General features: G+C 53.3%; 12 protein-coding genes and 1 pseudogene. 3 read left to right on the top strand and 10 right to left on the bottom strand.

Annotated elements, in window-relative coordinates; all coding sequences use genetic code 11:
* Positions 1–6: 6 nt before the first annotated feature.
* From AC58P5_RS06385 to AC58P5_RS06420, 8 genes are all read right to left on the bottom strand, one after another.
* Positions 7–2,088, bottom strand: coding sequence for a hypothetical protein (locus AC58P5_RS06385; RefSeq protein WP_497385254.1), 2,082 nt, complete (start codon positions 2,086–2,088; stop codon positions 7–9).
* A complete protein-coding gene (locus AC58P5_RS06390) occupies positions 2,075–3,985 on the bottom strand; it encodes a pilus assembly protein CpaF (RefSeq protein WP_497385256.1) in 1,911 nt (636 codons plus the stop codon). The genes AC58P5_RS06385 and AC58P5_RS06390 overlap by 14 nt, the downstream gene beginning before the upstream one ends.
* 6 nt (positions 3,986–3,991) lie before the next feature.
* On the bottom strand, positions 3,992–4,825 hold the full coding sequence (locus tag AC58P5_RS06395; protein WP_497385257.1) for a CpaE/TadZ family protein: 834 nt from the start codon (positions 4,823–4,825) through the stop codon (positions 3,992–3,994).
* A complete protein-coding gene (locus AC58P5_RS06400) occupies positions 4,822–5,529 on the bottom strand; it encodes a hypothetical protein (protein ID WP_497385259.1) in 708 nt (235 codons plus the stop codon). The genes AC58P5_RS06395 and AC58P5_RS06400 overlap by 4 nt, the downstream gene beginning before the upstream one ends.
* 31 nt (positions 5,530–5,560) lie before the next feature.
* The gene (locus tag AC58P5_RS06405) at positions 5,561–6,646 is read right to left on the bottom strand and encodes an SAF domain-containing protein (protein WP_497385260.1); all 1,086 of its coding nucleotides are present in this window, start codon (positions 6,644–6,646) and stop codon (positions 5,561–5,563) included.
* A gap of 16 nt (positions 6,647–6,662) precedes the next feature.
* On the bottom strand, positions 6,663–8,162 hold the full coding sequence (locus AC58P5_RS06410) for a serine/threonine protein kinase (RefSeq protein WP_497385262.1): 1,500 nt from the start codon (positions 8,160–8,162) through the stop codon (positions 6,663–6,665).
* Positions 8,163–8,371: 209 nt separating this feature from the next.
* On the bottom strand, positions 8,372–8,968 hold the full coding sequence (locus AC58P5_RS06415) for a YkzI domain-containing protein (RefSeq protein ID WP_497385264.1): 597 nt from the start codon (positions 8,966–8,968) through the stop codon (positions 8,372–8,374).
* 237 nt (positions 8,969–9,205) lie between these two features.
* Positions 9,206–9,466 (bottom strand): hypothetical protein, encoded by a 261-nt coding sequence (locus AC58P5_RS06420; protein ID WP_497385266.1) that lies wholly within the window; start codon positions 9,464–9,466, stop codon positions 9,206–9,208.
* A 33-nt stretch (positions 9,467–9,499) separates the two neighbouring features.
* On the opposite strand from AC58P5_RS06420, the pseudogene AC58P5_RS06425 reads away from it, so the two are divergent.
* Positions 9,500–9,673 (top strand): annotated as a pseudogene (locus tag AC58P5_RS06425) (response regulator transcription factor); the annotation flags it as partial.
* A gap of 31 nt (positions 9,674–9,704) precedes the next feature.
* Here the strand turns inward: AC58P5_RS06425 and AC58P5_RS06430 are convergent.
* Positions 9,705–10,544 carry a stalk domain-containing protein gene (locus AC58P5_RS06430; RefSeq protein WP_497385267.1) on the bottom strand — a complete coding sequence of 280 codons (840 nt, stop codon included), beginning with the start codon at positions 10,542–10,544 and terminating at the stop codon, positions 9,705–9,707.
* A 155-nt stretch (positions 10,545–10,699) separates the two neighbouring features.
* On the opposite strand from AC58P5_RS06430, the gene AC58P5_RS06435 reads away from it, so the two are divergent.
* Positions 10,700–11,350, top strand: coding sequence for a YktB family protein (locus AC58P5_RS06435; protein WP_497385268.1), 651 nt, complete (start codon positions 10,700–10,702; stop codon positions 11,348–11,350).
* A gap of 151 nt (positions 11,351–11,501) precedes the next feature.
* The gene (locus tag AC58P5_RS06440; protein WP_497385270.1) at positions 11,502–12,227 is read left to right on the top strand and encodes a hypothetical protein; all 726 of its coding nucleotides are present in this window, start codon (positions 11,502–11,504) and stop codon (positions 12,225–12,227) included.
* A gap of 100 nt (positions 12,228–12,327) precedes the next feature.
* Here AC58P5_RS06440 and AC58P5_RS06445 read toward each other — a convergent pair whose 3' ends face one another.
* Complete coding sequence (locus tag AC58P5_RS06445) at positions 12,328–13,380, bottom strand: right-handed parallel beta-helix repeat-containing protein (protein ID WP_497385271.1); 1,053 nt, start codon at positions 13,378–13,380, stop codon at positions 12,328–12,330.
* Between the last annotated feature and the right edge of the window lie 162 nt (positions 13,381–13,542).

The following is a 13,542-nucleotide window of genomic DNA, read 5'->3' on the forward strand; positions in this document are numbered from 1 at the left end:
TTATGTTTAAGAGATTTTACCGATCTGCTGATAATACGAATTCATCTGCTGCATGCTCATATAAACGAGCGGGATGACCAGGTACAGGAAAACAAGAGCATACATGGGGGCAAAACCGATCCAGCGTCCCCAGCCGGCTTTGGTTTCGATCATCCGCTCATAATCCTGCTTGCGCTGCTCGAAGTGATACTGCTGCTCCGCTTCCAGATCGTCAAACGCCTGCTTGACCGGAATATGGTTAACGGCAGCCTGAAGCCGTTCAACCAGACGGACAAAGGGAGTATAGGGGGCTTCCTCCTTCAGCTTTTCCAGCGCCTCATCAGCCCCCGCTTCGTAGTCGAGCAGACATGCGGACAGCGGAGGCTGAAACAGGACGGCAAAACGTTCCAGCCATTCCAGTATGTGCTCAACGGACATTCTTTCGAAATGAGCCAGTATGGTCAACAGCGTATAAAACTGGTCCACCTCGTTTTTCATTTCCATCCTGCGCATTCGTTTCTGCATGTGCAGCAGCCAAACCGGACTCCGGTAGCCCGCCCAACCGGCAATTAAACAGAGCAAAAGCTCCGGCCAGCCTAAGTATGCCCCCGCAATACGGTCCAGTTTTGCCTTAATCCGTTCGCCCGCGGTGTTGAGGACGGTTGGATCCGGCTGGAATCCCTGGTGCCGCATTTCTTCGTCTATCATTTCACGAAGCTCTCTGCCGGACCGCTCCAATTTCTGAATGACGTTCCGGTCAAAGGCCGTAGCTTCCAGCGCTTTCCGTTTTTCTTGTGGAGAAAGGCTGCCGAACATCGCTTGATTCCGGGTCGGCGAAAAGTAAACCTGCTGAAGGGTCAATCTCTGCATAACCAAAAACATCCCCAGCACGAGAAGAAAACAAGCGAGGCCCGTAAGCAGGCGGCGAAGGGTAAGCCATTCAAGCAGCAAAGGGGAATTGGCTTCCCTGAGAAGCTTTTGCATCCTGCCCCGTTCCATGGAATGTACGGCGGGGACAAATCTCTGCGTGACCCCGTTGACGAGCCGGTTGTCCAGCCATTTTTGCTCGGGCGGTTTCCGGCCTTTCCTGCGGTTTCCCGTTTCCTCTGCCGTATCCTGAAGCTTTCTGAGCAGGATAAAACAGACGATAATAAGCACAAAAATGCCTGTTTTGACTGCAAATCCCGCGGCGCCCGTATAAAATTCATCCATCGCCGGGAAGTTATTCCGCGCCCACGTTTCAATGGGCTTGGCAGCCATAATCGGGGAAATCGCAATAATAGAGAGCCCTTTTAAAAGGTAATGGAGTTTTTCTTTACGAAGTATTTCGAGGCGGATTTCAGAGGTGATTTTGCTGAGGGCATGCAGATACATGGAGCCATACGGAAGCAGCTTGTCTCCAAATTCCCTAACTAGAAAGGAGACGCCCGCAAAGCTTTTCAGAAATCGGTTCGGCGCATGCTCATAGTAGATTTCCAGACTGCGCTCCGGATGGTCGGAGGTCAAGGTGCCGTACACCGCTTCCGCATGGAGCGACAGCTGCCTGGGCGCGATCTGAGCGGCGTCATAAACCGCCTCGTCCACCATTCCGTGCTGGTGATAATAGTGCCGCACATCCGATAAGAACTCGGTCGTTTGCCGGAGCAGACGGTCTTCGGCCCGGTGGACGAGCGTATCGATGAGAATTCCGTGGAGAACCAGGCTTCCGAGCAAAATCATGAGCATGTAAGAAACATCCGGGTAGAAAAGAAAAATAAATCCCGTGGTGAACCAGACGATCAGGAGAGCAAGCAGCGTAATCCGCCCGGTTTCCATTCGGATCATGCTCTCGTCGTAGGAATATAAAAGAGCAATTCTCCGGCGTATACGCTGTGTATAAAGGGAAATTCCAGGGATTTTGATCACGAATTCGTATAATTTCCCGTACAGCCGTTCGAACCGTTTTCTTCCATTCCCTTTTAAAGGAGAAATCAGCTTCTGAAGCTCGTACTGCCCGTAACCGCTAAGCTTTGCCCGTCTTTTACCCGCGTATACGTATAAAAGCCAGATTACACATGCGGCGCCCGCACTGAATAAAGCGATCCCAAGCAACCAATCACGAAGCGGCAATAATATCGCCTCCCCAATGCGTTTCCAAAAATCTTTCGAATGCCCGGGCATCCGCTGATGTCATATGATCCAGCATTTCCTCGGTATTGCGGAGACTGATTGGCAGGCAAGCCCGGTAGGCACCGTCCCGATACTCCACAATATTTCGTTGTTCGTAAAGCTTGCGGTCCGTTGTCCTCCGAAAAAATTCGGAGGCATCGTCCAGAAAGCCGGGGAGTTCAACCGTATCCTTGTCGGTCAAGTCCGCTTTTTCGCTCGGGTACAAATCGCTATCCAGCGGAACACATTCCGTTATCCGTTCTATAAAACGCGTTCCGTCGGCGCTTTTACGCAGATGAATGTCAAAATGAATCACGCGGATAACCTGCTTTTCGGCCATGACTTCATTTTGGAACATTCCCGTTTTGAGCAGAGAGTTGCGGAGCGAGTCGATCAGGCTGGCAAACGTTTTGGCATGATGGGTAAAAAGGGTGAACAAGCTGGCTACCTGGGCCATTTGAATCATCCAGGCAGCTACCGTGTCGGTCGCCACTTCCCCCAGGATATGGACGGCTCCGTCCGTTTTTTTCTGCACATCGAGACCCTGCTGCCCCGTAATGTGATCCGTCTCCCGGAAACTTAAGATATTGCGCTGCGGGTATAAATTTCTCAGATGCAGTTCGTACGCCATTTCTTGTACGCGAAGCGTTAGGGTCGCAGAAATGGATTGCACCATAGCCATCAGCAGGGTTGTTTTCCCGCTTCCCTGGGCTCCCGTCACAGCCGTTATCCGGCAGCCTTTGACAAGGTGACGAATCAGCTCGACAGCCAGCCCTGCATTGCTGCCTTGAACAAGCTGGTCCAGCGAGGCTTTGGGCAGATCGAACTTGCGGACGAAAAACGCCCACGATTCCGAAAAGGGAGGCCGGACTACAACGACACGGGATCCGTCCTTCATGTCGTTCACTTTGTATCCGTTCGTTTCGGACAGCTGACCCGGATAATTATATTTATAGATGTTTTGACAGACCCGCCGCAGCTCTTCATGAGTGCCGAAACTGAGGAACGAAAAGTGGATGGATTTTCCCCGGTAGAAAATCCACACGCTATCGTAAGCCGTGATTTCTTCTCTCCTATACCGGTGAATCCCGTCAGCCTCTCTCTCCGCAAACGAAACTCCATGATGGCCTGCACTGTCCGGAAGCGCTCCGGAAACTCCTCCCGAAACACCGTCGATGTGCATCTCGCGGATGGCATCGATCACGCCGAAACCTTTGTAATGCTGATAAATCCGCTGTACCACAATTTCCAGCTTATCCTGAAAAAACAAGAGTCCGGCTTCCTTGCCGAATACGTGCCCTATCTCTTCCGCCGTAACGATATAAGAAGGCGTGCGGCCGTCTTCAATCACGTGTTTAACGGCATCCAGCTTATGCCTTTGGATCAGCTCATGAAGGCCGTCGTAACCGTACTTTTTCCGATACAGATGAAGCAGAATGTCAAACCGGTCCTGTGCCGAGAGCTGCTCGGGCTTATGAAAAGGCAGAGAAAGGTGAATGGTTGTTTCACCAAGTCCGTAAACACCGGTCAGCAGGTCCAGCATGACGGATTTTACATATCGTTTATCCTGCAGATCGCCGTGTCCGCATCCCTTCAAGGCTCTTTTTAGCTGAAGCCTTTTATTCCGGCTGCGCCGGTATTCCTCCCCGGACAACCGGAGTTCGCTTCCCCCGCCCGCCGTTATCTCGGCAAAAGCTTCTTTAATAAACACCGTCATAGCCTCGATAGAGTAACTTTTTCCCCGTCTCGGACCGGAAGATCTTCTGCCGTGCCGGCTTCCCGTTTTGGTAAAGAGCCATACTGCCGCAAAAATAACCGCCATGGTAATCAAAGCGAGATTTAACCTGTCCGTTGACATGGAGGGCTAAGCCCCCCTTTCCTGCATAAGCTTCGAATCCAGACCCAACCGGTTGAGAAGAGCTTTGGTCAGCTTCCTGACCTCCGTGACAAATGCGTACGAGGAATGACCCGGCCCCGCATTTCGGCTCCTCAGAAAAAACTCCAGGACATTTTTATCGCTGCAGGCATCCAAATAACCGGTGCAGTGCGGAACGGTATAGAGCGGCTGCCTCCATTTGAATTTCCTGGCCAGATTAACGGCATTGAAGCGGGAGCTTCCGTCATAATCGCCCAGCACGAGCAGAAGAGGTTTGTTTTGCAGAGATTCCGTCCAAAGCTCCTTGTTGAAATAGCGCTCCAGCAGCTCAAGGTTTTGACTGAGATTGACGACGATCAGATCCGAATTACGAAGAATGGCCTCCGAGCTGCCTTCCTTATACCCGTCTCCGACGTCAACAAAGGTAAGGTCATAGTAACGGCTGGCACTGTTTACGATATACGGCAATGTTTCTTCCCGGAAACAATCCGGGTCAGCCAGCGGCTTCCTCGATCCGGGGAGCAGGTCCAGCCTATCCTTGACGATCGGTTTTGTGTAGTCTTGAATCGTCTCGGGCGTCAGCTTGTCGCTTTGAAGCAGCCTTTCCAGCGCATCCAGTCCGTATTCGCTAAACGACAGCAGGTTGTTGTCCGAAGAAGAGGGCCGCCCGAAGGCATTTTCCAGCGCCGTTCTTGTTCTTTTCGTATGAGTAATCATAATCCGTGCGTAATAATCGAGCGCAATCATCGTAGAGACGGCGAGCACATTCGATGTTGCGGCTCCATGTCCCCGTACGGGTGCCCAAAACGCTACCTGACTCATCCTGTTTTCCTCCTCATGGCTTGTTTGATTGTCCGTTTGAGGACGGCTCTGTCCTCTCCGGTTATTTCGTTCGTAACAGCCAGCAGCACATTCCTGTACGTTCTCGACATGCGCCTGATTCCGACTTTTCCCTGGTATTCACTGTCGATGCGTACAGCGAGATCCACTTCGTCGAAGGGCAGCTTGTGATATTCGTCAGGCGTTATGAACGGCAGCGGAGCCAGCATCTTATCCACATACTCTTCGTCAATGCCGCATTCCACGGCATCCCGTATGATGACCGTACTTGTAAGGGTATTTACCTGACAGACTTCATTCAGTGAACAAATCAGTTCGGCCGTTCTCCGCATCGTATATATATCATAGGCCGTTGTCAGGAAGAGACCTTCGAACGGATAGGTGCCTGCCGCCCCCAGAAAATCGGCCCGGTCCGTATCGACCATCACGATATCGTAGTCTTCCAAAACCTGCCCGCTTGCGGCGGCGTGCTCCAAGGCTTCGTACAAGTGGCCGTAATGGCAGGCAACATCAATCTCATCATATTGAACCAGCTCGGGCTCAGGCCGGGCTGCGACCAGGCAGCTTAGCCTGCGGGATGCCGTTCCGTCTATAAGCAGCACGCGCATTCCTCCCACCGCCGCTAACCGGCAAATGCCGAGAAGCAGGTCACTGTGTTCCTTCGCTCCAACGCAAAGCAGCTTCATGTGCGTATCTCTCCTCTATGAACCGGGCGGGTCATGGCTGTACCGCTTCCCGGAAAATATCTTCCTGTCTCTCCCTGATTTCAGAGGGAGGCATTTCGGGCCCGGCGCTTTCCGCCGGCTTCTTCTCGGGTAATCCGGTTAAACCGTGCGAGACGCCGCCCGGTTTAACACTCACCTCAGGTTTAGCCGACGGCCGGGTAGAAGACCCGTAAACCGAAGGGGCTTCCTCTCCCTGAGCGGCGCCAATTCCGGCAGGGTTATCACCTGTTCTGCCGGAGCCTATTCCGCCCGTTACTTTCTGCTTCGAAGCATCATCCATATTCTGCAGATCCTTGTCCAGCAGCAGCCTCATGCTTTTCATCAGTTCCAGCTTAGCCGTCTCCAGCACATTCGGGTCCGTGCGGATCAGCTCAAGCACCTTGGTATTGACCGGGTAAGTAGGCTCGGCTTTGTCCTGCATCTGGGGATCCACGTAAGGGAGCGAATAGAGCTTCGCTCCATGTAGATGCGCATCGACGACGGCGCTCGACATATCGAGAATCTCCTTCTCGCTGAGCTTAAGCCACACCGTGCCTTCCGAGACGTTGTCCACTTTTTTCTTAGCCAGTATGATATAATCCTGACCGGTCGGAAAGCTGATGCGCACATCGACGAAATCGTCTTTCTTCAGCTGGCTCGGCAGCCCGATTACTTTGAATTCTTCCTGACGGACATCTTTGGGCAGCATACCTTCCTCATACAGCATGGAAGCCAGTACGGGCGTGTTTTTAACGCCGGCAAGCTTGAACGTCCTGCCGGCGACCTGCCGCAGATCAAGATCCGTTCCCGCAGGCGCATCGGCCGCATTCATTTCCAGATACTTAATGTCTTCGTCCCCAAGCCTTGTTCCCGCTTCGATATCCCGGGTTAACACAACCACCTTCCTCCTTTCGGTCTTGGCCGACGAAGATTTAGCCTCCGATAGGTCGGCCTGGTACCGATACTCCAGCTCGTTGAGCTTTTTACGGTGCTGAAGCGCCGTATAAACAAATCCTCCCGAAGCAAGCAGTCCTGCGGTCAATGCTCCTATCAGACCCGAGTAGATCAGATGTTTCGTTCGCTGGCGGATAATGGACACGTTCTCTCTCCTTTCGTTATTTCGGCACTCGCGCACGGAACCATCTGCGCACAAACGGGCCGGCGCCCTGCTTGAGCGGTTCCGAGAATCCCAGCCACCCGTCGAGCAGCTCAGCCGTCTCCTGCTGATGACAGAACGGGTCCGTATGCACCGGCAGGCCGATAAGCCGAACGTCCGGCAGCATGCGGCGGATATCCCTCAGCATTTGTGCGGACGCAATCGGCACGAACAAGCTGCACTTGGCAGGATCGGGTACGGGATGGCTGCGGAAGAATTTCGCGATGTCCCGGCGCTTCCATTCACAACCCGTACCTACGACAACCTGGACAGCGGCACGCATAAACTCCCCGAACCACTCCGTTTCGTCGCAGCTTCCGAGATCGAGAACGACGAAATCGTACGATCCCGACAAAGTCCCGATCATGTCCAGCCCGTCGCCCGCTTTGGCGTACCGCACCCCCCGCAAATCAAATGCGGCGCTGCCGCGAAGGGGCTCGTCCGAGCCCTCGTACACGGCCTCGATGCGGCTGAAATGCCCCGATGCGTTAGCCTCGGCCAATACGACGGTACGGCGTTTACGCGCAAGGAAATGAGCCAGTAGTACGGCTGTATGCGTGCAGCCTACGCCGCGTCCGGTCCCGCAGACCGCGATCACAACCGGGCCGAGAAACCCGCCTGAACGTGCGGGCGGCCCCTCGTAGCCGCGCAAAGCCGCGTAAACCCCGCTGAGTTCTGCCCGCAGCTCTCTTGCGTTCGGATAGCGGTTGTCCGGTTCTGGCTCCAGCAGCTTCTCGACCACGACGGACAAGCCGTGCGGAACCTCCTTATTCAACCGCGCGAGGGGGACGCCGGAGGCATACGGATACTTGCCTCCGCTCAGAAGGTAGTACAGCACCGCGCCCAGCGAATACAGATCGGTCCTGCGATCGGTTTGAAGCTGCTGAAACTGCTCCGGAGCGGCAAATCCGATTGTTCCTATTTGGACCGTATCCGCATGGCTGCCGCTTTTAAAATGCCGGGCAATGCCGAAATCGATCAGCCTGACTTGTTCCTGGCCGTCGATCATAATGTTGGAAGGCTTCAGATCGCGATAGATCATCGGAACCGGCAGCTCGTCATGGAGATAGTGGAACAAATCGCAAAGCTGCAGCGCATAATTCACCGCAGCCGCAACTCCCATTTGGCCGCCCGTGCGGTTAAATCGTTCGGCCAGCGTCTCCCCTTCGATATAGTCCATCACCAGATAGCTGAAGCCTTCTTCGTCCGGGGGGAAGTAATCCACAATGCCCGGCAGATGAGCATGATGAAGGCGTATCAGCATTTCCGCTTCATCTACGAACCGCTGATAATCCTGTACCTGCTGAAGTGTCTCTTTGACCGCCCAGCGCTTTCCTTTCAGTTTCAAGTCTTCGGCCAGATACACGGTTCCCATGCCGCCTTTGCCGACGGCTGAAACGATTCTGTAGCGGCTGCCGAGAATATCTCCCGCATACAGCCGGCATGGATCGGGTTTCACCGCTACCGTCTCCCCTTTTGCTGTTTTTTCCCGGCGGCAGCACAAAAAACCGCCCACGGCATGCAGGTAAGCATGCTCATGGGCGGTTCTTCCGCACCGGTTGATTCAATTCTTTTTTAAGATAGCATACCTGGCCCGTCCTGACAACAATATTTTCCATTACCTCTATATTTCGGGCTATATTTCGGCTAAACGGCCGTTTCAGATCGTTACATTTCAAGCAGGAGCATCTCTTGGCGCATTTCGGTCAGCTTCTTCTTGGAATCGACGACAGCCTGGACATCGCCCTTCTGAATCGCTTCGTTCAGCACGGCCAGCTCGTAGTCAAGTTCAAGCCGCAGGACGGGAATCCGCTCCTCGGTACGCCTGGACCGGAAAGCCTGAAGCATTTCCTCGAATGTGACGACAGGCTCTTTCTGAAACAGCACTTTATGTTCGATCCCCGAAATCTCGACCATGCGGATGATTTCACCGAACATGATATTCTCGATCAGGATCTGACGGTCTTTAAAACGCTTGACGACTGCATGCCCCCGCGTATCTCCAATCAGTTTTTCCATCATTTCGGCAAGCTTCTCATCTTTAAAAGAATAGTTGCCGACGATTTTATACCGTTCGCCTATGCGTTCGAATTTCAGCTTGACTAGTTTTCTTCCGGAGCGGATAGAAATCACAAACTGGTGGTCGTTTTCGTTCCAATAAAGGGAATACCCCTCTTGAATCAAGGCTTTAATAAACTGCCGGATGAGCCGGCGGTCGAATCTTAATTCCAGATTGCAGTATTCGACTTCGTGATTTTTGCTCACGGCAATCCCCTCCCGAAGACTTCGATTGGCTGCTTTGACAGAAATTTCAGACAACTTGGAGTTTACTTTATCTTATTATGATTCATATGTTTTCGCAACTTGGATATTGACAATTTTTTACCCGAATTCCGAACAAAAATAACGCTCTCTCCCCAACAATTTTTATCGCTGGAAAAAGAGCGTCTTTTTCGAGTATCCCCCGCAGCACGTTTAAGCTAGATTGAACACTGCCGCGGCCTACATTCTCACCTTGTTTTCACTCGGCCGTAAGATGGCCGAACCGACGGCGAGCAGCACAACCGCCATGAGACCCGAAATCGCAAGGGGCAGGCGTACATCGGTCAGAGAAGCTCCTGCCGCCATTTTTTCGATGGCTTGGATGGTCCGCGTCTGCGGCATGAAGTTGGACAGCTTCTGAAGGTAGTCCGGCATAATGAATATCGGCCAGAAGCACCCGCCCAGCATGGAGGTCGGCGTCACGATCGTTGAGTTGATCATGCTCGCGTTGCCCGGATTTTTAATAATGCCGGCGAGCAGACCATCGTGACCAAAATCGCGGATGGGCTCTCGAACAAAGAAATCGCCCAGGAATTATTCCTGAGCGAAGGGACGGTCAAAAACTACATTTCTGAAATTTTAGGAAAGCTGGCGCTGAGAGACCGGACGCAAATCGCCATCTTTTACTGGAAGCAGGCACGGCTTTAATCTTAGGCGCCTGCCGGTAAATCCGCTCCCGTCAATACGGGTCTACGGCGGTTTTACCCAACAGCTGCTTGGAAGAGCTGCCTACGATATAAAGATCTTTCTGCATCTCGGTCAGTTTCAGGATCACCTGATAATACTGGCCGTTTTCTGTCAGCAAATACCGGTATGTATTGGCCTCTTCAAGCTTCTCGATAAAAATCGGATTGTGGAAAAAGTACGTATCGCCGATTTTGTAATTCGACATGTCCTTGACGTATCCCCGCAGGGCGCGGATTTTGAAATCGTCTTTCTCCCCGGCGATGATCGGAGGCATTTCCTCCCCGTACGTGAGGATCGGATTTTCCTTCCATACCTTCCGGAGTTCAGTCTCGTTGATGTAAATCTCTCCCGTGTACTTTTCTTTGGCTTTCCGGAGGCCCTTCGTATCCATGCCCATCTTCTGCACGTCGCTCTGCCGGTAGTACATCCCTTTGCTGAGCGTCACGAGAACCGGATAATCCCCGCCCAAATATTTCATGATGTACGCGGTCGGATTTTCCAGCACAATCTCGTCGTACACGACATCGCCCGTTTCGGGCTGCTCCGGATACAATCGGGTGTTCACGTAAATCGTCTGGTTGGAGTCCTGCCAGTTTACGTTCGCGTTGAGTCGCGAAGCGATCTCCTTGAGCGGCAGATAACTGTTGTTGTCGTAGATCAGAACCGGGCTGCTCAAATTGGCTGGTGTCCCGTTCACGACTACTTTGAAATCGCTGCGGACATAAGCCGTCACCTTCTGAATCCAGTCATCGGCGTAAACGCCTGCCGCGAATGAAACGCTCATCAGCACGCCGGCTGCCGCAGCTATCATTTTTTTGCTCGAAATGTTCATGGTTCTCTCTCCTTTTCAATTAAATCCCGCGACTTCTATAGGGCCGCACCTTCCCCGTTATGGCCATGTCAAGCGTTTGTGGTATAGTAAACTACGTAAGCACGCTTCATCTGCCTTACTTAAATTTTAACAAGCATTCATGCCAGGGAGGTCCCATGTCCAACTCCACAACCATTCGCCCCGCTTTCCAGGGGTTTGATTCATCCGATTTCGAAACGTTTGCGATTGAAGGTCTGGACGAGCGCATGAAAGCGATCCAGGAACGAATTCAGCCGAAATTCAAAGTTCTCGGCGAAACCCTGTGCGAAGATGTCGCTTTGCATGCCGGAACCGAAATGCATCTGCATATCGCGAGGCATGCCCGGCGCACCGTAAATCCGCCCAAAGACACCTGGCTGGCTATCGCCGCCAATAAACGCGGATACAAGCAGCACCCTCACTTCCAGATCGGCTTGTTCGACGATCACGTTTTCCTCTGGTTCGCCCTGATCTACGAGGTGCCGGACAAGCTGGCGATCGCGAGACGTCTTCTCGCGAGCCAAGACGAGCTGTACCGGAGCATCCCGGAGCATTATGTATTGTCGTTCGATCATATGCAGAAACGCAGCGTGCCCGCCGGCGACCTGACGGCCGAAACGTTCGGCGACGCTCTTGTCCGCTTCCGGGATGTGAAAAAAGCCGAGTTTCTCGTGGGACGGCATTTTGACCAGCAGGACCCGATTTTGCGAAAGGGCGATGCATTCACCCGGATGGCGAAGGAAACGTTCGAGTCCCTGATGCCTTTCTACCGGACGGCCCGGGGATAAGCCACCGGCTGGTCCTATCCCCTATATCGGCAATTCCGCACAAAGTGTGAACCCGCCGCTCTCATAAAAAAAAGAAACGCGGCCCGCAAATAATCCGCTCCCGCTTGGGAAATACTAGGAAGGACATCCGATCTACAAGGAGGTTCTTCCTATGTTTTTACAGCCATCGAAGAAAAAATGGGCCGGTACGCTGGCACTCGCCTTTTTACTCGGTTCGGTATCCCTCGGCGCCAGACAGGCAGCCGCCTTCGGCTCTCCGGAGGAACTACCAGACGAAGCCGTCCTCAGTCAGCCAACTCCATCCGCGGGCGTGCCCGGACGACAGGACTCCCATAACCCGAAAGACAGCAGCGTCACCGGTCTCCCGATTCTCGAGGAAGCCGCCACCATTCTCGGCACAACCGTCCCTTCTCTGAAAGAATCGCTGGACAAAGGCAAAAGCCTCTCCGACGTGGCCAGAGAAAAAGGAGTCAGCGAAAAGGATCTGACGGCCAAGCTGCTTGCGATCCGCGATTCGAAGATTGATCAGGCGGTAAAAGAAGGACGCCTCAATGCGGAGCACGCAGCGGCCTTGAAGCAGAGAATGGCGGAGCATCTTAAGCGGATGCTGCAGGATAAGGCGCTGTTGGACCACCATAACCGTCACCAGCACGGGAAAATGCGTCACGGCCTCAAGCCGGATCAGGAAAAACTCGCCCAGGCCATCGGCATCAGCAAGGAAGACCTCCACCGCGAACTCCGGCAGGGAAAATCGCTCCAGCAGATCGCCGAAAGCAAGGGCATTACGAAAAGCCAGCTCATCAGCCGCATCCAGGCCCTGCTCGCTCCGGACCTGGAAAAATACGTCGAGCAGCGCGTTCCGGCGCGGGAGTCCTGATTTTTTGCCCGCCACGTTTGCGCACTGTCCGACCGCTTCAGTCCGAACGATAGAAGGGAGTGCCTGCAGGAGGCACTCCCTTTTTTGCCATTTCACGTTCTCAATAGGTCGTCACATTGCCCTTGTACATGTTCCCGGCCGGATTCCTGATATTGTCGTGCGCCTTGGCCTGCGTCCCTTGAGAAGCGTTAATGACATAAGCGGAAGATTGATCCAGGTTGACGGTATTGCCCAGGAAATCATTATTCACGCCCCAGCCCGCCACAATCTGGTGAAGCTGAAAAGCGTCGACGATTACGTTGTTCCCGTTCCTCGATCCCGTATTGTTGCGGATAACGGCGTTGTTGCCTTTAACGTCGATGAAGCTGTCCGCATAATTTTCGCCGCTGATGCCCGTGCCGTTGAACACGCAGTTCTCGACTAGCGTTCCGCTCGTTCTTTCCTTGATGTCGATGTGCTCCGCGGTGACATTGGGACCGATTCGCACGCCCCGGATAATCGTATCGTTTACGGTCTGGTTGTAGCTGGCTCCTTCGGCGGACCCCACATATACGCCTTCCCCGAATCCTTTGTTTACGGTGCCCGTGTCGTGAATATACGAATTTTCGATAATGCCCCGCGAGCTTCCGTCGCGGAAGTGCACGCCTTCATAGCCGATACCGTATACTTCGACCCCGGAAATAAGCGTATCGTTCGAATTGTCCAGAATGATGCCTTTCTGGGCGTTCGTGAACTTGAGATTTTTGATCACCCAGTTGTCGCCCGTAATTTTCAGGCAGTAACCGCCTCCCGCTGAAGTGCCGGATACGATGGCCTGATTGGCCGGGTCCCAGCTTTCAATCGTAATCGGATTCGCTTTAGTGCCGTTGACCGACGAGGAAAATGTCCCCTTGTACGTACCCGGCGCAAGCAGGATACGATCCCCGGGCAGCGCGTTTTTCAAGGCGCTCTGGAGGCACGAAGTCGACGAACACGATACGGTGCGAAGCGCCGCAGCGGCCTGTCCTTCGATTCCGGCGGGTACCTTATCCGGGGAAGAGCCTGATTCAAACGGCACGGCGGCATACATGGCGGGCGCCAACACGGAGCCGAGCAGGACGGCGGACAGCAGACTTTTACGCAGCAGCCTTTGTCGGGTTAACGTAATTTTCATCACAACAGCCTCCTTTAAAATGGGTACAACCAAAAGTTAAAGCGCTTTCACTTTAGGGTTTAACGAACTCCTTTGCTTCCCTTCCACCTCCTATTCTTCGGTCTGCTTTCAGTATAGCACAGCGCCTCACTGGAATCAGATGGTCTTTCTTACGATATTTAC

The sequence above is a fragment of the Paenibacillus sp. JT31N7 genome, from assembly GCF_059692095.1.